Annotated in this window: 21 protein-coding genes; 11 read left to right on the top strand and 10 right to left on the bottom strand. The window is 71.0% G+C overall.

Annotation, left to right across the window (positions count from 1 at the left end; all coding sequences use genetic code 11):
- Positions 1-55: 55 nt before the first annotated feature.
- Genes OG741_RS06035 through OG741_RS06025 form a run of 3 tightly spaced genes read left to right on the top strand, consistent with a single transcriptional unit; the run spans position 56 to position 2354 of the window.
- A complete protein-coding gene (locus OG741_RS06035) occupies positions 56-808 on the top strand; it encodes a LamB/YcsF family protein (protein WP_405605418.1) in 753 nt (250 codons plus the stop codon).
- The gene (locus OG741_RS06030) at positions 805-1479 is read left to right on the top strand and encodes an allophanate hydrolase subunit 1 (RefSeq protein ID WP_405595785.1); all 675 of its coding nucleotides are present in this window, start codon (positions 805-807) and stop codon (positions 1477-1479) included. Before OG741_RS06035 ends, OG741_RS06030 begins: the two co-directional genes overlap by 4 nt.
- Complete coding sequence (locus OG741_RS06025; protein WP_405595784.1) at positions 1476-2354, top strand: biotin-dependent carboxyltransferase family protein; 879 nt, start codon at positions 1476-1478, stop codon at positions 2352-2354. Before OG741_RS06030 ends, OG741_RS06025 begins: the two co-directional genes overlap by 4 nt.
- Before the next feature lie 89 nt (positions 2355-2443).
- Here the strand turns inward: OG741_RS06025 and OG741_RS06020 are convergent, their stop codons facing one another.
- Positions 2444-2614, bottom strand: a complete 171-nt coding sequence (locus OG741_RS06020) for a hypothetical protein (RefSeq protein WP_405595783.1) — start codon at positions 2612-2614, stop codon at positions 2444-2446.
- Positions 2615-2856: 242 nt separating this feature from the next.
- Here OG741_RS06020 and OG741_RS06015 point away from each other — a divergent pair, with 242 nt between their 5' ends.
- Positions 2857-3888 carry an NUDIX domain-containing protein gene (locus OG741_RS06015; protein ID WP_405595782.1) on the top strand — a complete coding sequence of 344 codons (1032 nt, stop codon included), beginning with the start codon at positions 2857-2859 and terminating at the stop codon, positions 3886-3888.
- Between the two features lie 23 nt (positions 3889-3911).
- Here OG741_RS06015 and OG741_RS06010 read toward each other — a convergent pair whose 3' ends face one another.
- Both OG741_RS06010 and OG741_RS06005 read right to left on the bottom strand, forming a co-directional pair.
- On the bottom strand, positions 3912-4628 hold the full coding sequence (locus OG741_RS06010) for an MBL fold metallo-hydrolase (protein WP_405595781.1): 717 nt from the start codon (positions 4626-4628) through the stop codon (positions 3912-3914).
- Between the two features lie 170 nt (positions 4629-4798).
- The gene (locus OG741_RS06005; protein ID WP_405595780.1) at positions 4799-6154 is read right to left on the bottom strand and encodes a dipeptidase; all 1356 of its coding nucleotides are present in this window, start codon (positions 6152-6154) and stop codon (positions 4799-4801) included.
- A 142-nt stretch (positions 6155-6296) separates the two neighbouring features.
- Here OG741_RS06005 and OG741_RS06000 point away from each other — a divergent pair, with 142 nt between their 5' ends.
- A complete protein-coding gene (locus tag OG741_RS06000; RefSeq protein WP_405595779.1) occupies positions 6297-7550 on the top strand; it encodes a geranylgeranyl reductase family protein in 1254 nt (417 codons plus the stop codon).
- A 205-nt stretch (positions 7551-7755) separates the two neighbouring features.
- On the opposite strand, the gene OG741_RS05995 is transcribed toward OG741_RS06000, so the two are convergent.
- Positions 7756-8205 carry a nitroreductase family deazaflavin-dependent oxidoreductase gene (locus tag OG741_RS05995; protein ID WP_405595778.1) on the bottom strand — a complete coding sequence of 150 codons (450 nt, stop codon included), beginning with the start codon at positions 8203-8205 and terminating at the stop codon, positions 7756-7758.
- A 127-nt stretch (positions 8206-8332) separates the two neighbouring features.
- On the opposite strand from OG741_RS05995, the gene OG741_RS05990 reads away from it, so the two are divergent.
- The 3 genes from OG741_RS05990 to OG741_RS05980 all read left to right on the top strand — a co-directional run bounded on the left by OG741_RS05990 (position 8333) and on the right by OG741_RS05980 (position 11018).
- Positions 8333-9034 carry a TetR/AcrR family transcriptional regulator gene (locus OG741_RS05990; RefSeq protein ID WP_405595777.1) on the top strand — a complete coding sequence of 234 codons (702 nt, stop codon included), beginning with the start codon at positions 8333-8335 and terminating at the stop codon, positions 9032-9034.
- Between the two features lie 86 nt (positions 9035-9120).
- Positions 9121-10356, top strand: a complete 1236-nt coding sequence (locus OG741_RS05985) for a sensor histidine kinase (RefSeq protein ID WP_405595776.1) — start codon at positions 9121-9123, stop codon at positions 10354-10356.
- Positions 10353-11018: a response regulator transcription factor gene (locus OG741_RS05980; protein WP_324989232.1), complete on the top strand. Its 666-nt coding sequence runs from the start codon at positions 10353-10355 to the stop codon at positions 11016-11018. The genes OG741_RS05985 and OG741_RS05980 overlap by 4 nt, the downstream gene beginning before the upstream one ends.
- On the opposite strand, the gene OG741_RS05975 is transcribed toward OG741_RS05980, so the two are convergent.
- Positions 10979-11263 carry a DUF6332 family protein gene (locus OG741_RS05975; protein WP_405595775.1) on the bottom strand — a complete coding sequence of 95 codons (285 nt, stop codon included), beginning with the start codon at positions 11261-11263 and terminating at the stop codon, positions 10979-10981. The genes OG741_RS05980 and OG741_RS05975 overlap by 40 nt on opposite strands.
- Positions 11264-11338: 75 nt before the next feature.
- Complete coding sequence (locus OG741_RS05970) at positions 11339-12817, bottom strand: MFS transporter (RefSeq protein ID WP_405595774.1); 1479 nt, start codon at positions 12815-12817, stop codon at positions 11339-11341.
- Between the two features lie 87 nt (positions 12818-12904).
- Here OG741_RS05970 and OG741_RS05965 point away from each other — a divergent pair, with 87 nt between their 5' ends.
- Positions 12905-13303 (top strand): MarR family winged helix-turn-helix transcriptional regulator, encoded by a 399-nt coding sequence (locus OG741_RS05965; RefSeq protein WP_405595773.1) that lies wholly within the window; start codon positions 12905-12907, stop codon positions 13301-13303.
- A 15-nt stretch (positions 13304-13318) separates the two neighbouring features.
- Here OG741_RS05965 and OG741_RS05960 read toward each other — a convergent pair whose 3' ends face one another.
- Together OG741_RS05960 and OG741_RS05955 are read right to left on the bottom strand one after the other, a co-directional pair.
- Positions 13319-14062 (bottom strand): maleylpyruvate isomerase family mycothiol-dependent enzyme, encoded by a 744-nt coding sequence (locus tag OG741_RS05960; RefSeq protein WP_405595772.1) that lies wholly within the window; start codon positions 14060-14062, stop codon positions 13319-13321.
- Between the two features lie 167 nt (positions 14063-14229).
- Positions 14230-15474, bottom strand: coding sequence for an MFS transporter (locus OG741_RS05955; RefSeq protein ID WP_405595771.1), 1245 nt, complete (start codon positions 15472-15474; stop codon positions 14230-14232).
- A 76-nt stretch (positions 15475-15550) separates the two neighbouring features.
- On the opposite strand from OG741_RS05955, the gene OG741_RS05950 reads away from it, so the two are divergent.
- Entirely contained in the window at positions 15551-16765 is a 1215-nt protein-coding gene (locus OG741_RS05950) for an ROK family protein (protein WP_405595770.1), read from the top strand.
- 161 nt (positions 16766-16926) lie between these two features.
- A complete protein-coding gene (locus OG741_RS05945; protein ID WP_405595769.1) occupies positions 16927-17778 on the top strand; it encodes a YhjD/YihY/BrkB family envelope integrity protein in 852 nt (283 codons plus the stop codon).
- A gap of 43 nt (positions 17779-17821) precedes the next feature.
- Here the strand turns inward: OG741_RS05945 and OG741_RS05940 are convergent, their stop codons facing one another.
- Together OG741_RS05940 and OG741_RS05935 are read right to left on the bottom strand one after the other, a co-directional pair.
- Positions 17822-18403 (bottom strand): DUF4865 family protein, encoded by a 582-nt coding sequence (locus OG741_RS05940; RefSeq protein WP_405595768.1) that lies wholly within the window; start codon positions 18401-18403, stop codon positions 17822-17824.
- A complete protein-coding gene (locus OG741_RS05935) occupies positions 18403-18969 on the bottom strand; it encodes a TetR/AcrR family transcriptional regulator (protein ID WP_405595767.1) in 567 nt (188 codons plus the stop codon). The genes OG741_RS05940 and OG741_RS05935 overlap by 1 nt, the downstream gene beginning before the upstream one ends.
- Between the last annotated feature and the right edge of the window lie 130 nt (positions 18970-19099).

Here is a 19099-nt window from a genome sequence, read left to right as displayed (position 1 = left end):
GTATCTCATGCCGAGCGGACTGTCCCAAGGAGACAAAGCAGCGATGACAGACATCGTGATCGACCTCAATGCAGACCTCGCAGAAGGCTACGGACGGTGGGTCCTCACCGACGACGAGGCCATGCTGTCGGTCGTCACCAGCGCCAATGTTGCCTGCGGCTTCCACGCCGGAGATCCGAGCATCATGCGCCGCGTCTGTGACATGGCGGCCGAGCGCGGTGTGAGGATCGGCGCCCAGGTCTCCTACCGGGACCTGGCCGGGTTCGGCCGCCGGGCCATGGACGTGCCTGCTGACGAACTCGCCGACGAGATCACGTACCAGATCGGTGCCCTCCAGGTGTTCGCCCGGGCGGCCGGAACCAACGTGACCTACGTCAAGCCTCATGGAGCGCTGTACAACCGTGTGGTGTTCGACCAGGCACAGGCGTCCGCCGTGGCAGCAGGTGTCCGACTCGCCGATCCGGCCCTGCAGGTGCTGTGCCTGCCCGACTCGGCCATGCACAAGGAAGCCCAGCGTGTGGGTCTCCACGCGGTCGACGAGGCGTTCGTCGACCGTGCCTACACGGCAGACGGGGCGCTCGTCCCGCGATCCACACCGGGTGCGGTGATCACCGATCCCCAGCAGGTCGCGGCCAGAGCCGTTGCCATGGCGCTGGACGGCCGCGTCACAACGCTGGACGGCGCCTCCGTGTCCCTGCGCGCGCGCTCTCTGTGCCTGCATGGGGATACCCCTGGGGCAGTCGAGCTGGCCAAGCAGGTGCGTACGGCCCTGGAGGCGGCCGGAGTCACGGTGGAGGCGTTCGCATGAGGCTGAGGCCGGTCGGAGCCGATTCCCTCCTTGTTGATCTGGACACACCGGAAGAGGCCCAGGCCTGGCATGCCGAGCTCCTGAGTCGCCGTGGCGCCGGGACCCTGTCGCCGGTGCGCGAGATCGTGCCCGGTGAGAAGACCGTTCTGCTCTACGGGGTCCACGACGCCGACGCCTTGCAGGCGGAGCTGCGCCGGTGGTCCGTGCCCACTCTGGCAGCCGACAGCGGGCCCCTGTTGGAGATCCCGGTGCACTACAACGGAGCCGATCTGCGTGCGGTGGCCGGGTTGTGGGGTGTCACCGAAGACGAGGTGGCACGGATCCACAGCAGTGTCGAACACCGTGTGGCCTTCTGCGGGTTCTCCCCGGGATTCGCGTACATGATCGGACTCGGCGAAAGGTACGCCGTGCCCCGCCACGCCGCACCACGCACCTCCGTACCCGTCGGCTCCGTTGCGCTCGCGGGTCCCTACACCGGCATTTATCCGCGCGCCTCCCCCGGAGGCTGGCAACTGATCGGTACCACCCATGTGCGCCTGTGGGACATGGAGCGCGAACCTGAGGCGTTGCTGACCCCCGGCGCTCGGGTGCGGTTCGTTCCTCAAGAACCCGTTTCCGGGAGCACTGCCACACCTGCACAACCCACGAAGGCCGAAAGGCGCATCGCATGAGCGGCGGCAAGCTGGAAGTCGTACGGGCCGGTGCGCTCACCACCCTCCAGGACCTGGGCCGGTTCGGTCACGCCTACCTTGGAGTACCGCGCTCCGGGGCACTGGACCAGCCGGCACACCGGCTCGCGAACCGGCTGGTGGGCAACCACGCCGATGCGGCAACGCTGGAGACCACCTTGACCGGAGCGGCGGTGCGCATCACACAGCCCGTGATCGTCGCCGTGACCGGGGCGCCCGCTCCGGTGCGGGTCGACGGCCGGCCCGCGGCCTGGGCCGAGGCCATATACCTACCTGCCGGCGCCGTGCTCGACGTCGGCGTACCCACCACCGGCGTGCGCAGCTATGTCGCCATCAGCGGAGGCGTCGCGGTTCACCCTGTCCTCGGCAGCCGCTCCACCGACCTGCTCTCCGGCCTCGGCCCGGCCCCTCTCAGGGACGGGGACATCCTGCCCCTGGGCGAGAGACTCGGCCGACCGCTCCACGCCGACACAGTGGTATGGCAGGCGCCTCCTCAGGAGCTGGTCCTGCCCGTACTGCTCGGCCCACGGGATGACTGGTTCACCGCCACCGCCGTGAAGACCCTCGCATCAGCCCGCTTCTCGGTCTCTCCCCAGAGCAACCGCATCGCGCTGCGGATGGACGGGCCCACTCTCGAGCGTGCCGTGCACCGTGAAATGCCCAGCGAAGGCATGGTTTTGGGAGCAATCCAGGTACCGCCCGACGGGAAACCCGTGGTGTTCCTTGCCGACAGCCCCACCACCGGCGGCTATCCCGTGATCGGCGTTGTACCCGAGAACCGGCTGTCGGCCGCCGCCCAGGCCGGCCCCGGCCTCGGCGTCAGATTCGCGCCGGTCCGTCGTCGGCAACAGTCCTGACGGACGCCGAGGAACTCACGGTCGGCCAGGACCGGTTCGAGCCGTGGCCGCGAACACCACCCGCAAAGGTTCCGGCCCCGGCATGGGCCTCAGACGTCCGCGGTCTGCTGGTGCACGATCACCAGAAACGCATCCGTCTCCAGATCCATCACGACTTCCGCCGCCAGGCCCTCGTCCCGGCGGGCGCGTGCGAACTCCTCGGCCGGCCAGCTCCCGCGCGGGCTCCCGGCGGGAAACCTCTCCAACACCGTACGGCGCATCCCGCACCCCCTTGTCTCTCCCGCTCCAACGACGCTCCACACGCCCGTGTCACGGTCCGGCGAAGCCGTCTGTTCGTAGGGTGAGACGCACCAGGTTCCCGCACGGTGGTGGTGAACCGGCAACAGCACGGCCACAGTTGGATCCGCGACGCCGACCACGATCAACCGGCGGGTTCCCGACACGGGTTTTCGTGGCAGGGTGTTGCGGGCAATCCACTGTGGGCTACGGAAGAGGGGGAACCGTGATTGTCTGGATCAACGGTGCGTTCGGAGCGGGCAAGACCAGTACCGCGCGCGAACTGATCGATCTGATCCCGAACAGCACGCTGTACGACCCCGAACTCATCGGCGGCCAGCTGCGCCATCTGCTGCCGCAGAAGCGCCTGGCCGAGGTGAGCGACTACCAGGATCTGCCGATCTGGCGGCGCCTCGTGGTGGACACGGCGGCGGCGCTGCTCAGCGAGCTCGGCGGGGTGCTGGTCGTGCCGATGACTCTGCTGCGCCAGGAGTACCGCGACGAGATCTTCGGCGGTCTCGCCTCCCGCCGGATTCCGGTGCGGCATGTGCTGCTTCGACCGGATGAAACGATCCTGCGCGAACGGATCGCCACCCGCGAGGAGCCGGACATCCCGGATGCCGACCAGCGCGTGAGGCAATGGGCGTACGACCACATCGAGCCGTATCTCGCCGCCCTCGACTGGATCGGGGGCGACGCGCACGTCATCGACACCAGCCGGCTCGACCCCCTTCAGACGGCGCGGCGCATAGCCGCGGCGGTACGCAGCGGGGACGCCGCGGTCTGCGAGATCGTGCAGACCCCCGAGCCGACCGCCGAAACACTGGCCGCCGGAGTACTGCTCTTCGACGAGGAGGACCGGGTGCTCCTCGTCGACCCCACTTACAAGCCCGGCTGGGAGTTCCCGGGCGGAGTGGTGGAGCGCGGCGAGCCACCCGCGCGCGGCGGGATGCGCGAGGTGACCGAGGAGCTGGGCATCGAACTCGCCCAGGTGCCCCGGCTGTTGGTGGTCGACTGGGAGGCGCCGCGGCCACCGGGCTTCGGCGGGCTGCGGCTGCTCTACGACGGCGGCCGGCTGGACAGCGGCGAGGCAGGGCGGGTGCTGCTGCCCGGATCGGAGCTGCGCGGCTGGCGGTTCGTCGCCGAGGAGGAGGCTGCCGAGCTGCTGCCGCCGACGCGCTACGAGCGGCTGCGCTGGGCGCTGAGGGCGCGGGAGCGGGGCTCCGCGCTCTACCTGGAGGCGGGCGTCCCGGTCTGACGGCCCGCCCCGGGCGGCCCGGGTTACCCGTGGTCGCGCTCGAACGCCGCCCGCAGGCTCGCCGAGGCGTCGCGGGTCACCGGATCGCCGTGGCCGAAACAGGCGACGTCCGCGTCGAGTGCGGCCAGCTTCCGGAACGACTCCACGGTGCGCGTACGGTCCTGGTTGAACACGCCCATCAGAACGCCGCCGTGCTCCGGTGCCGCGGCGACCGCGTCCCCGGTGAACAGGACACCGTGCGCCGGGAGATGGAGACCAATGCTGCCCTCCGTGTGCCCGGGCACGGAGACCACGCGCGCCCCGCCCCCGAAGTCGAGGAGTTCCCCGTCCTCCAACTCCCGTACGGCGGAGGGCAATACGGGCTCGTCCGACGGCGGCGGCAGCAGCTTCGCCACCTCCGCGAAGATCGGCCGCTCCCAGTCCTCGAACAGGGGCGGCGGACCCGGCTCGTCGCCCCGTACGAACGGCGCGTCCAGCCGGTGCGCCAGCACCGGCGCACCGCTCAGCGCCGCGAACTCGCCCGCCCCGCCCGCATGATCCTCGTGGAAGTGGGTCAGCACGATCCGCCGCACGTCCCGGGGGTGCAGTCCGAGCCCCCTCACGGCGTCCGCGATGAGCGGACCGGCGCCGATCGTGCCCGCGTCGATCAGCGTCAACTCGTCCCCGTCGCGCCACAGATAGGCCTGGCCGACAGGGAATCGCAGCAGGTGCAGCTCGGGAAGAAGCTTGATGACATCCATGCGCCCGACCGTAGAAAGGCCCCCGACACAAGGCGAGGGCCCTTCACTGTGGGCGTACGGCTTCAGCTTCGCGCGTACGTTCTCAGCTCTGCGCGTACCGCTTCGGCTCTGCGCGTACTGCTTCGGCTCGACGCGTACACTTCGGCTCTACCCGGACGCGCGCTCGACGGTCAGCTCGCGGCGTAGTTCTGGAGGAACAGCGCCTCCGCCACGGACAGCCGCTCCAGTTCCTCGGGGGAGACCGACTCGTTCACCGCGTGGATCTGCGCCTCCGGCTCGCTCAGACCGATGAGCAGGATCTCCGCCTCGGGGTAGAGCGCGCCGAGCGTGTTGCACAGCGGGATCGAGCCGCCCATGCCGGAGGCCTGCATCTCCTCGCCCGGGTAGGCGACACGCATCGCGTCGGCCATCGAGGTGTACGCGGGGCTCGTGACGTCGGCCTGGAAGGCCTGGCCCTGGCCGACCTGCTCCAGCGAGACCCGGGCGTTCCACGGCGTGTGCTTCTCGATGTGGGCGAACAGCAGCTTGGTCGCCTCGGCCGCGTCCTGGCCGGGCGGCACGCGCAGGCTGATCTGGGCCCGGGCGCTCGCCGGAATGGAGGGGGTCGCGCCCGCCACGGGGTGGCAGTCGATGCCGATGACCGTGACGGCGGGGCGCGCCCAGATACGGTCGGCGACCGTGCCGTTGCCGGTCAGACCGACACCGGCGAGGACCCTGGCGTCCTTGCGGAACTCGTCCTCCGGGTACTGCAGTCCGTCCCACTGAGCCTGCGCGGGCAGCCCCTCGATGACCGTCGAACCGTCCGCGGCACGCAGCGAGTCCAGTACGCGGATGAGTGCGGCCAGCGCGTCGGGCGCGGCGCCGCCGAACTGGCCCGAGTGCAGATTGCCCTCAAGGGTGTCGATCTGGACGCGGATCATCGTCATCCCGCGCAGCGTCGCCGTCACCGTCGGCAGGCCCACCCGGAAGTTCCCGGTGTCGCCGATCACGATCGCGTCGGCCGTCAGCAGTTCGGGGTGCGCCTCGGCGTACTGCTCCAGGCCGCCCGTGCCCTGCTCCTCCGAGCCCTCGACGATCACCTTCACATTGACGGGGACGCCGCCGTTCGCCTTGAGGGCGCGCAGCGCGAGCAGATGCATGATGAAGCCGCCCTTGCAGTCGGCGGCACCGCGCCCGTACCAGCGGCCACCGCGCTCGGTCAGCTCGAAGGGCGGGCTCACCCAGGCGGCCTCGTCCAGCTTCGGCTGGACGTCGTAGTGCGCGTAGAGCAGCACGGTCCGCGCACCCTCCGGGCCGGGCAGCAGCCCGTACACCGACTGCGAGCCGTCAGGGGTGTCGAGCAGCGCGACGTCCTGGAAACCCTCTGTGCGCAGCGCGTCGGCGACCCAGTTCGCGGCGGCCTCGCACTCGCTCCTCGGTGCCACGGCCTCGTCCGCCACCGACTGGAAGGCCACCAGTTCCGTCAGCTCCGCCTTGGCACGGGGCATCAGGGACGTGATGGTCTCGGCGATCGGATTGGCGGTCATGGGCACGCTCCTTGTGGGTGCGACGTTGTGAGATATGTGTACGGCGAATGTGTGGTTGATCCTCCCACGGGCAGGAAGTGACCGCGCCGTAGGATGCCGTCGAGAGCATGATCACGCCTCGGATGGGGAGCAGAAGCACATCGTGAGCAGCGAGAACGCAGACGCCGTGGGTGAGCACGACGAGCCGGGGCACGACCAGCCGGTGTGGGACGTCGTCGTGGTCGGCGCCGGGCCCGCCGGGGCCTCGGCCGCCTACGCCGCGGCGGTGGCCGGCCGTCAGGTGCTCCTGCTGGAGAAGTCCGAACTGCCCCGCTACAAAACCTGCGGCGGAGGGATCATCGGCCCCTCGCGCGACAGTCTGCCGCCGGGCTTCGAGCTGCCCCTGCTCGACCGGGTGCACGCCGTCACCTTCTCGCTGAACGGCAAGTTGACGCGTACGCGCCGCTCCAAGCGGATGCTCTTCGGGCTCATCAACCGGCCGGAGTTCGACGCCGGTCTTGTCGAGCAGGCGCAGAAGGCGGGAGCCGTGCTGCGTACGGGCGCGACCGTCTCCCGGGTCGAGCAGCACGGACCCGCCGTGCCGGACCGGCGCACGGTCGCCGTGGTGCTGGCCGACGGCGAGACGGTGCTGGCCCGCGCGGTCGTCGGCGCCGACGGCAGCGCCAGCCGGATAGGCGCGCATGTCGGGGTGAAGCTCGACCAGGTCGACCTGGGCCTGGAGGCCGAGATCCCGGTACCGGCGACGGTGGCCGAGGACTGGGCGGGGCGCGTGCTCATCGACTGGGGGCCGATGCCGGGCAGTTACGGCTGGGTTTTCCCCAAGGGGCGGACCCTGACGGTCGGTGTGATCTCCGCCCGGGGCGAGGGCGCGGCGACCAAGCGCTATCTGGAGGACTTCATCGCACGGCTGGGGCTCGCCGGATTCGAGCCCGCCATCTCCTCCGGACATCTCACCCGGTGCCGCAGCGACGACTCGCCGCTGTCGCGCGGGCGGGTGCTGGTGTGCGGGGACGCGGCCGGTCTCCTCGAGCCGTGGACCCGGGAGGGGATCTCGTTCGCGCTGCGGTCGGGGCGGCTCGCGGGGGAGTGGGCGGTACGGATCTCGGAGGCCCATGACGCTGTGGACGCGAGGCGTCAGGCGCTGAACTACGCGTTCGCGATCAAGGCCGGTCTTGGCGTGGAGATGGGCGTCGGGCGGCGGATGCTCGCGATCTTCGAGCGCCGTCCGGGGCTTTTCCATGCGGCGATCACCGGTCTGCGGCCCGCCTGGCGGGCGTTCGCGGACATCGCGCGTGGATCGACGACGCTGGCGGGGCTGGTGCGTACGCACGGGGTGGCGCGGCGGGCACTGGAAGCGCTCGACCGCCGCGCGGAGCCGAGCGAACCGTCGGCTTGAGCGGCCGGGGCGCGGACTCGCTCCGGGAGGGCGCCTCGCCGGTCGCAGTGACTGGCGCACCGGGTGTCTCGCCCCTCGCCGTGGCTTGCGCGGGGCCGCGTGGGCGGTCGCGATGGCTTCGCACCGGGTGTCTCGCCGCTCGCCGTGACCTGCGCGTCGGGCGCCTGGTCAGTCGCTGTGACCTGCGCTTCGGCCGCCTCGGCGGTCACTTCGTCACGGTGATCCGGAAGACAGGGTGCTTGTGCGCCGCGGCGAGGAGTTCCTCGTCCGTGGACTTGGCGTTGACATCGCCGAAGAAGCGCCCGACCTCCCAGCCCCAGCGCTCCAGGTAGGTGCGCAGCAGCGCGGGCTTCTCCTCGTCGGGCAGCTCGACCGCGGTGAACTGCTGGGTCTTGCGGCCGACTTGGAGCTGCCCGCCGCCGGCCGCCCGCAGATTGCGGACCCACTGGGAGTGGCCACGGGCGGAGATCAGATACGGGCCGCCCTCGTAGGGGAGCGGGTTGACCGGGATGCGCCGCCATTCGCCGCTGGTGCGGCCGCGTACGGAAAGCTCGGCGGTGCCCATGACGCTGATGCCGTGGCGGGTGAGCCAGGCGACAGCGCCATTGAGCATGTTGTCGAAGCGGCCGGGCTTGATGTAGTGCACCTGCGACATCGTGGACTCCTGTGGTTGAGAGAGCGCTGCTCTCGCTTAAGAGCAGTGTGCACTGGATTGGTGATCCAAAGCAAGAGCAGTGCTCTCATTGTTGGGCACTGCTCCGAAACGTGAAAGACTGCGCGCCATGACCACCATCCGAGGGGCCAGGGAACGAGCCCGAGTCGAAGTCACCGCAGCGATCAAGGACGAGGCCCGCAGACAGCTGGCCGCCGAGGGCGCCTCCAAGCTCTCCCTGCGCGCCGTCGCCCGCGAACTGGGCATGGTCTCCTCCGCCCTCTACCGCTACTTCCCCAGCCGCGACGACCTGCTGACCGCCCTCATCGTCGACGCCTACGACGCCGTCGGCGCAGCGGCCGAGACCGCACTGGCCGACGCCCCCGACCCCCAGGATCACCCGGCCCGCTGGGTCGCGCTCTGCTCGGCCGTCCGTGCCTGGGCCCTCGCCCACCCCCATGAGTACGCGCTGATCTACGGCTCCCCGGTCCCCGGCTACTCCGCCCCCATGGACACCGTCGGACCCGCCTCCCGCGTCGGACTCGCGATGATCTCTATCGCCCGTGACGCCCACCGCGCGAACGGCATCGCGCTGCCCCCGCTCGCCGAGGAGCTGCGCCCCGAGGCCCACCGCCTCACCGCCACCGTCGCGCCCGATCTGCCGCCGGCCGTCGTGGTGGCCCTGGTGAGCGCCTGGCCGCAGCTGTTCGGGCTGATCTCCTTCGAGCTCTTCGGCCAGTTCAACCGTGTCGTCGAGGACCGGGACGACTTCTTCGTCCATGCCGTGGCCCGCCTCGCGCACGAGGTCGGTCTGATGGGTGTGAGGCCCTGAGGCAGGTCGCGTACTGCACAGGGAGTACGTGTGATCGCCACGCCGGGCTGACGCCCGGTCCGCCCGGCCCGGTCTAGCGTGGCCGTATGGATGAGCAGCGCACCCGCTTCTGCGGTGGTCCCCCCTGGGCGCGGGGCGGCGGACCACCGCCGCCGTTGCGTCGCTGGGAAGCCCGGCGCAGCACCGGCAAGGTGCCGTGGCTCTCGACGATCGCCCTGGCCGTGTTCGCCATGGTGGGGTCGAGCTTCGCCGCGCACGGCCAGCCGGACCGTGAACCGATCGACGCCTTCGCGGACGTGCTGCTGCTGGCAGGTCCGGCGATTCTGCTGCTGCGCAACCGCCGGCCCGTCGCCTCCGTATTCGGCGTCTGCGCGATCGCGCTCATCTACATCGGCGCCGGCTACCCCTACGGCCCCGTCTTCCTCAGCGTCGCCGTCGGCGCTTTCGCGGCCGTCATCTCAGGGCACCGCCGTGCTGCCTGGTGGGCCGTCGGCGGGCTCGGGGCAGGACATCTGCTGATCGCGCACTGGCTGTACGAGTATCTGCCACCGGGCAATGACGACGCGGCGCCCTGGGGGCAGGAACTGGTCGTCCTCGCCTGGGTGGTGGCGGTCCTCGCGGCCTCGGAGCTCGTCCGCGTACGGCGTGAGGTGTGGGCCCGTGAGGGCGCCGAGCGCGCCGCCGCCGAGAAGCGCCGCGCCGACGAGGAGCGGCTGCGGATCGCCCGTGAACTCCACGACGTCCTCGCCCACTCCATCTCGGTCATCAACGTGCAGGCGGGCGTGGGCCTCGCGCTGCTCGACACCAACCCGGAGCAGGCCCGCACCGCGCTCACCACCATCAAGGCGGCGAGCAAGGAGGCACTGGGCGAGGTGCGCCAGGTCCTCGACACACTCCGTACGCCGGGCGACGCGCCTCGGGCGCCCGCCCCCGGACTCGACCGGCTCCCCGAACTCGTCGAACAGGCCGCCGGCACCGGACTGAGCGTGGAGATCGAGACGGAGGGGGAGCACACCGCGCTTTCGCCCGGCACCGATCTCGCCGCCTTCCGCATCGTCCAGGAGGCCCTGACCAACGTCGTACGCCACTCGGGATCACGCACCGCGCGCGTGCGGATCGCCTACGCGCCGGGCCGGCTCGGTCTGCGGATCGACGACGACGGCCCGGCCACCCGGTCGGACGCGGGCGGCAGTGGCAACGGCCTCGTCGGAATGCGGGAGCGGGCCGCCGCACTGGGTGGCACGATCGATGCGGGACCACGGCCGGACGGTGGCTTCCGGGTGCTGGCCGACCTCCCTGTGCAGCCGAAGGAGACGATGTGATCCGCGTACTGCTCGCCGACGACCAGCTGCTCGTGAGGGCAGGCTTCCGCGCGCTGCTCGATGCCCAGCAGGACATCGAGGTGGCGGGCGAGGCGGCCGACGGCGAGGAGGCGGTGCGGCTGGTGCGCGAACTGCGCCCCGACGTCGTGCTGATGGACATCCGGATGCCGGAGCTCGACGGTCTCGCCGCCACTCGGAAAATCACCGAGGACGAGCAGCTCGGGGAGGTGAAGGTGGTGATGCTGACCACCTTCGAGCTCGACGAGTACGTCTTCGACGCGATCCGCTCCGGAGCCTCGGGCTTCCTGGTGAAGGACACGGAGCCCGAGGAACTGCTGCGTGCGGTACGGGCGGTGGTGCAGGGTGACGCGCTGCTCTCCCCGGGCGTGACGCGCCGTCTGATCGCGGAGTTCGCGGCCCGCTCCAAGGCACCCACGGACGCCGAGGGCCTTGGCGAACTCACCGAACGGGAGCGGGAGGTGATGGCCCTCGTCGGCATCGGCCTGTCGAACGAGGAGATCGCCCGCAGGCTCGTGGTCAGCCCGCTCACCGCCAAGACGCATGTGAGCCGCACGATGGTCAAGCTCGGCGCCCGCGACCGGGCGCAACTGGTCGTGCTGGCCTACGAGTCGGGGTTGGTGCGCCCGGGCTGGCTCGGCTGACGGGTGTTGCCCGGCCCGCCGGGAAAGCGCCACAGGACGTGCACGACGCGTAAGACGAAGACGGCCAGACCGGCCACGGCGCCCGCGAGGACCAGTCGGCGCTCGGCGCCGGACGACAAGGGGAACACCATCATCGGTCCGGCGATCGCCAGGAACGTCAGTCCGCCCACCAGGAACCCGGTGACGACAGCGAAGCCGATCTCGACCGTGATCGCGTCCCGCTCCGCCTGTGTCCGTCGCCCCATGCACGGAGTGTCACAGGGCGGCGGCCGACGGGCAAGAACTCCCGTCGGCCGCCGCCCCCTTGAGCCCGGTGCCGGTCAGTCGCCGACCGTCACCCGCTCCGGCTCCGTCTCCGGTACGGACTTCGCCACCAGGACGCTCGGCCCGCTGCGGCGCGTACGAAGACCGGTCAGCGTGATCAGCAGCCCGGCCGCCGCGATCGCGGTCACCACCACCAGGCCCGGCCGGAAGCTGTCGAGCACCGCCTGCTCGGAGCGGCCCGTGTCACCGCCCGCCGTGATCACCGCGGTGACGACGGCGAGGAAGATCGCCCCGCCGACCTGGATCGAGGTGTTCAGCAGGCCGGAGACCATGCCCTGCTCGTGGTCCTCCACACCGCTGGTGGCCTGGATGTTGAGCGAGGGGAAGACCAGGGCGCAGGCCGCGCCGAGCAGGAGCATCGAGGGCAGGATCACGGCCGCGTAGGTCGGTGTGAGGTCGATCTGGAGGAAGAGCGCGTACGCGACGACCAGCAGGCTGAAGCCGGCGGTGATCACCCGCGGCGTTCCGAACCGGTCCACGACCGAGCCGATCTTCGTCGAGGAGAGTGCCACCAGGGCGCCTGCCGGAAGGAAGGCGAGTGCCGTCTGGAGCGCCGACCAGCCCAGCAGGGACTGCATGTACTGCGTGACGAGGAACTGGAAACCGACGTACGAGCCGAAGAAGAAAGCCGCGCCGAGGTTGGCCCGGATCTGGCTGCCCGAGCGCAGTACGCCCAGCCGGATCAGCGGGTGCGGGCTGCGCCGTTCGATGATGACGAAGGTGGTGAGCAGCAGCGCCACGGCCAGGAAGGACAGCAGGGTGCGTGCCGATGCCCAGCCCGCTTCGGGAGCCTGGACGACGGTGAAGACGAGCAGCAGCATCGAGGCCGTACCGGTGACGGAGCCCGGCAGGTCGTATCCCTTCCCGGAGTCCTCTCGGCTGCTCTTCGGGATCAGCTTGATGCCGGCCAGCAGCGCGATCAGGGCGATGGGCGCGGGCAGCAGCATCGTCAGGCGCCAGCTCACCTCGGTGAGCAGCCCGGACAGCACCAGGCCCATGGAGAAGCCGGTGGCCGCGCAGGTGGTGTAGATGGCGAGCGCGCGGTTGCGCTGAGGGCCTTCCTTGAAGGTCGTCGTGATGATGGAGAGTCCGGCGGGCGCGGTGAACGCGGCGCTCAGGCCCTTGATGAAGCGGCTGGCGATGAGCAGCGGCCCGGAATCGACGAGCCCGCCGAGGAGCGAGGCCAGCGCGAAGACGGCGAGCGCGATCAGGAACACCCGGCGCCGGCCGAGCAGGTCGGCGGCGCGGCCGCCGAGGAGCAGCAGGCCGCCGTATCCGAGGATGTAGCCGCTGACGATCCACTGCAGGGTCGAGGTGGAGAGATCGAGATCGGTCCCGATCGAGGGCAGGGCGACGCCGACCATCGATACGTCGAGGGCGTCGAGGAACATCGCCGCGCAGAGCACGAGCAGAGTGCCCCAGAGTCGCGGGCTCCAGCGCTCCTGCGCTACGGGGACGGTGAGCGGAGAGGTCATGAGCAGGACAGTACATGCGCATGCATTGAATGCAAATGCATTTAATTCCGATGCAACAAAGTCTGTCTTTTCTGCTACCGTGCCGTCATGGCGGCGAAGAAGTCCGAGCGAGCGCTCGTGGACGAGTGGCGGGAGGTCCTCGCGCTGCATGCCCGTACGATCTGCGAGCTCGACCGCGAGCTGCACCGGCACGGGCTCGGCGCCAGTGACTTCGAGGTCCTCGACGTGCTCGCCGAAAAGAGCGGGGACGGCGACTGCTCCTTCCGGGTGCAGGAGCTCGCGTCCCGGGTCCATCTGAGCCAGAGCGCCCTGTCACGGCTGGTCGCGCGGCTGGAGAAGGACGGCCTCGTCAACCGCGGGATGTGCAGCGAGGACCGGCGCGGTGTGCGGGTCGCGCTCACGGAGGCGGGCCGGGCCCGGCACACCGAGGTGCAGCCGCTGCAGCGTGCCGTGCTCTCCCGGATGCTCGCGAACCCGACAGCCTGATCCGATCGACAGGCCCTAGGACCAGGTGACCGCGGACATCTCACGCCAGAGCTGGGCGAGGTCCGCCTCGCCCGTGACGGACACGGCGGACAGCGGCAGCCGGTTCCACAGCGTCAGATAGAGCTGCTCGGCGGTACCACTCAACTCGCAGTCCGCGGGCCCCTCTTCGCTGGGCTCCGTACGGGGCGCGTCGGTGGACACCCATACGGTCCACACATCATCCGTGTCGACCGGCTGTACGCGAAGTGAGCGCGGGGCCTCGGAGCGCACCGGGCTGCGGGAGCGGCCGTGAAAGCCGGCCAGCAGCTCGGCGATGCCGTCGGCGGCGAACTCGGCGGCCACGGGGCTCGGTGTGGCGCCCAGCGCCGACTCGGCGTCCGTGCGGTGGATCGCCGTCTCGTGCGCCTGCCGCCGGGCCCAGAAGGCGAGCGGCGACGGCGCGGGCAGGAAGGTCCAGCACCGCAGGTCCGCGGGCGCCTCGCTCAGCGCCGCCACCAGCAGCCCGTGTCCCTCCCGGAACCACTCCACCAGCGCCTCGCCGTCGAGGTCGGACCGTTCCTCGGCAGGGTGGTATTCGGTATGGCCCTCGGTGATGAAGGCGGTCGCCCAGCGGTGGACCATCCCGACGTGCCGCAGCAGGTCCCGCACTTGCCAGCCGGGACAGGTGGGCACCATCGCGTCGGGGCCCGCCTCGACGGCAGCCGCCGCCAGCAACTGGCCGTCGTGGACAAGGAACTTGATCAGCTGGGCGGTCTCCATGCTCCAGATTGTGCCACCGCACTCACGCTCCCTGGGGGTGCGCGGGGTGCGGGTGTCCCCGGAGCAGTCGTACGAACAGTGCGAGCGCGAGCGACTGGATCAGCACGGAGACCACCAGCGCGGTGCAGGGGTACGGTGCGGACCCGGAAACCGCGTCCCCGGCGTACTCAGCCGCCCTGGGGTACGGACATCTTTCGTGCCGAGTACCCGATCAGGGCCGCGCCACCGGCGAGAGCGGCCACGGTCGTCAGCGCCACGGGCAGCGAGAACCAGTCGGCGAGGAAGCCGATCGCGGGCGGGCCGAGCAGCATTCCGCCGTAGCCCAGCGTCGACGCGGCCGCGACGCCGCCGGGTCCCGCGAGTGCGCCTGCCCTGGCCACGGCCACCGGGAAGATGTTCGCGAGTCCCAGGCCGGTCACCGCGAAGCCGAGCAGGGCGAGCCACACGGTGGGTGCCAGCGCGCCGAGCAGCATGCCGGCAGCCGCCGTGGTGCCGCCCGCGACCAGCGTGCGGGTCTGGCCGAGCCGCTCCAGCAGGGCCGTCCCCGAGAGCCGGCCGGCGGTCATGGCGAGCGCGAAGAGCGAGTATCCGGCGGCGGCGATGCCCGCATGGGCGTGCAGGTCCTGTTCGAGGTGGAGCGCGCCCCAGTCGGCCATCGCGCCTTCTCCGTACGCCGTGCAGAGCGCGATCACGCCGAAGACGACGACAATCCGGCGCGTACGCCCCTTGAGCCTGCGCGGCGCCGCGTCCCTCGCCCGGTCCTTCCCCGAGCCCTTCGCCGTGTGCTCGGCGACCGGCGCCGGGTGGCGCAGGAGCACAGGTCCCGCGGCGGCGGTGACCAGCAGGCCGATCGCCGTGAGGGTGAGGAGATGCGCGGTGGGGGACAGCCCGCCCGCGACGAGTCCGCCGAGACCCGCGCCGATCATGCCGCCGAGGCTGAATGCCGCGTGGAAGCTGGGCATCACCGGCCGCCGCATGGCCGCGACCAGATCGACCGCCGCGCTGTTCATCGCGACATTGACTCCGCCGTACGCGGCCCCGAAGGCCAGCAGCACCAGGCCGAGCGCGAGCGACGAATGCGTCATCGGCGGAAGGGCGATGCTCAGCGACATCAGGGCGCCGCTGACGACGGTCACCGGATGGCTGCCGTAGCGGCGGCAGAGCCGACCGGTCAGCGTCATCGTCACCACCGCACCCGCCGAGACGCCGAGCAGGGCGAGCCCCAGATCGCTCGCCGACGACCCGGTCTGTTCCTTGATCGCGGGGATGCGGACCACCCAGCCGGCGAAGAGGAAGCCGTCGAGGGCGAAGAACACGGTCAGCGCGGTACGGAGGCGGGACAGGGAGGGCGAGGCGATGGGTGCGCCGGGCCCCCCGGGAACGGCCGTCCTTGGTTTGTTTAGTAGCGGCACAAAGTCAGGATAGAGGCCGGAGGCCGATCCGGACAAGGCGGCTGCTCAGCCTCCGGATCATGGGAGACTCGCATCCATGAACGGCAAGGCGACAACCATCAAAACGAGGCTGGAGAGGGGCCGCGGCGCGCTTGGCCCCGCGCTGGAACTGGTTCATACGGGCCGCGCCCCCACCCGCGCCGTCCTCACCGCCGAGCTCGGCGTCACCCGCGCCACCGCCGGCGCCGTCGCCGCGGAACTCGAAGCCCTCGGGCTGATCCGGGTCGACTCCCGGCCCGGCGCCGCCGCGGGATCCCAGGGTCGCCCCTCGCACCGGCTCGCCGTCAACGACGCGGGCCCGGTCGTCCTCGCCGCCCAGGTGCACGCCGACGGATTCCGCGCCGCGCTCGTCGCACTCGGCGGCCGCACCGTCGCCACCGCGCCCGGCTGCGTCACCGTCTCCGAGGACCCCGCCCAAGTGCTCGGCGAGGTCGTCGACGCGGGCGCGGCGCTGCTCCGCGCGAGCGGACGCAGATGCGTGGGCGCGGGCCTCGCCGTGCCCTCCGCGGTCGCCGAACCGGAAGGCACCGCGCTCAATCCCCTCCACCTCGCCTGGCCCGCCGGGGCCCCCGTCCGCGACATCTTCGCCGAGCGGGTCCGTGCGGCGGGCATCCAGGGACCCGCGTTCACCGGCAACGATGTCAACCTCGCGGCGCTCGCCGAACACCGCCACGGCGCGGGCCGCGGCGCCCAGCATCTGCTCTGCGTCGCCACCGGCCACCGCGGCGTCGGCGGGGCCCTGGTGCTCGACGGCCGCCTCCACACCGGCAGTTCGGGCCTCGCTCTCGAAGTCGGCCACCTCACCGTCAACCCGGAGGGACGCCCCTGCCACTGCGGCAGCCGCGGCTGCCTCGACGTCGAGGCCGACCCGCTCGCCTTCCTCATCGCCGCGGGACGCGACCCCGGCCCCGAGGTCTCACTGCTCCAGCAGTGCCGCCGGCTGCTGCGTACGGAGTACGACGACCCGGCCGTACGCAACGCGGCCGAGGAACTCATCGACCGCCTCGGCCTCGGGCTCGCCGGTCTGGTCAACATCCTCAACCCCGACCGCATCATCCTCGGCGGGCTGCACCGCGATCTGCTCGAGGCCGACCCCGAGCGGCTGCGCGCCGTGGTCGCCGACCGCAGTCTGTGGGGACGCAGCGGCGGGGTGCCGATTCTGGCCTGCACGCTGGATCACAACAGCCTGGTCGGAGCCGCCGAGTTGGCCTGGCAGCCGGTGCTCGACGACCCGCTGGCCGCGCTCGGCTGATCGCCGAAGGGGGTCCTGAGGGATGTGTACACGGCGCGGCGGACGCGCGGGTACACGACCCTGCCCGGCCGGATCGGCAGCCCGTCGGCGGCACGGGCGCGAACACCCGACCGGGGGCACGATGGAAGCGTGGCGACGCACTTCCGGGTAGTCGAGGACCTATGACCCACAAGCCCTCCGGCGCGGCTTCCCACGCGCACCGGCTCCACGACCTGGGCCGCAGGATTGCTGCGTCACCGGTAGGGCTGGCCTGGAACCGCGGCCGCGAGATGGAGCTGATGCACCGTGCCATGGGCTTCGCCGCACTGGGCTTTCTGACGCTGGTTCCGCTGCTCGTCGTCGTCGCGGCGGCCGATCCGGCGAGCGGACAGGGCTTCGCCCGCTGGCTGGGCCAGGCGCTGGGGGTGTCCGAAGCCTCCCAGGACGAGGTGCAGCGGCTGTTCGGCCTCCCGGGTGCGACGCTGCAGCGCACGACCGCCTTCGGTCTCGCCGCGCTCACCGTCTTCGGTCTGACCTTCGGCGCTGCCGTACAGACGGGCTACGAGAAGGTCTGGGACCTGCCGACCGCCCGCTGGCACACCATGTGGCGGCACGTCGTCTGGCTCGCCCTGCTGATCTTCGCCCTCCTGGCCTTCGTCAACACACCCCTGTCGGCCCAATCGGTCGCGGTCACGATATTCAACGCCGTGGGTGACCTCATCGGCACCATCCTGTTCTTCTGGGTCTCGCAGCGCGTGCTGCTCGGCGGCCGGGTCCGCTGGCGTGCCCTGCTGCCCGGGTCTGTGGCCACGGGCGTGGGCATGCTGGGTCTGCGGGTCTTCTCGCAGCTGGTCTTCTCGCCGCTGATCGCGTCCAACGCCGTCACCTACGGCCCGTTCGGAACCGTGCTCGTCATCCAGTCCTGGCTCGTCGGCGCCGGATTCGTCGTCTACGGCGGAGCGCTTGTGGGACGCCTCTTCCATGAGGAGCGCGTACGGCGGCGGCTGGAGCGCGAGTTCGCAGGTCCGGTCTAGAGCCTGTCGTTTGGATCAGGCTCTACGACCGTTCGGACGAGGCTCACCAGTGCCGTCCGCGAGGCAGCTCAGCACGCTGCGGGGCCGACAGATGCAGCACCTGGAAGGGATCGCCGACCTCCTTGGGCGCGTCCTCGGCCCAGAGTGCGAAGTACACCAGCTCCCAGTGCCGGGGATCGATGCCGACGGCGACCGCCACCGCGCCGTCCGCGCTCGCGAGACGCCGGTGCTCTTCCAGTGCCCGCTCCACGGCATCGGCGGGCGGGTCGTACTCCGGCAGGCGTACCCGACGGCGTGTCGCGGTCCGCGGCACGGCACCGGAGGCGGGCCCCTCTTCGTACGCCAGTCCCGTCCAGTGCTGGACGACCGGACGTCCGAAGTCGTCGACGATGCCCTGGAATCCCGGCCCCCACAGGAAGCCGTTCATGCCTTCGGGCGCGGCCCACAGATAGAACGGCGCGTACTGGTTCACCGGGGAGCCCTCGGCGCGCTCGCGCATCAGATATGCCTTGAGCCCCAGCCCGGGGAAGTCGTCCAGGAGATGCCCCCTGGTCGCGACCCGCTCACGGATGATCCCCGTGTCGTAGTCGGCGGGAAGGGTGATCTCGTACTGCATGGCATGCATCAATTGCTCCCGTTGGTCCGCAGCAGAGCCAGCAGGCCCCGCACACCCGCGTCGAACGCGGCCGTCGAGCCCGAGGCCCGGGCCAGCACATAGCCGCCCTGCACGGTCGCGACGATCGTCGCCGAGATCTCGGCGGGCACCAGCGCGGAGCTCAACTCGCCCCGCTCCCGCCCCTCCTGGACGATTGCCGCGAGCCGTGCGCGCAGCCAGTCGAGCGTCTCCTCCACCGGGGCGCGCAGCTCGTCGTCGGCGATGACGTCCGGGTCCATGGTCAGCCGTCCGACGGGGCAGCCGCGCAGCACGTCCCGCTCGCGCAGCAGGTAGGCGCTGATCCGCTCGTACGCCGTCCCCTCGACGCCCAGCGCCGCGTCGGCACTCGCGCGCAGTTCCTCGGCCGTGCGCCGTATCGCCGCCAGCGCCAGATCGGGCTTGCCCGCGAAGTGGTGGTACATGCTGCCCTGGCCTGCGCCCGCCTGCTGCTGGATCGCCTTGGGGCTGGTGCCCACATAGCCGCGCTCCCATAGCAGCTCTCGGGTGGCCTCGATCAGCCGTTCCGGGGTGCTCATACGCCCGACTGTACATACTAGTAGGTACAGAATCCAGGCTGCTCGGGAGCAGCCGTGAAAGCCCTGCGTACTCCCGGGGTGGTACGCGCAGTGCCGCTGGCCGTACGACGACTTCGACCCCCTCCCGGCG

The sequence above is a fragment of the Streptomyces sp. NBC_01410 genome, from assembly GCF_045040195.1.
Classification (GTDB): domain Bacteria; phylum Actinomycetota; class Actinomycetes; order Streptomycetales; family Streptomycetaceae; genus Streptomyces.
The sequence above is the reverse complement of the archived record's forward strand: the minus strand, read 5'-3'. Positions and strand labels throughout refer to the sequence as shown.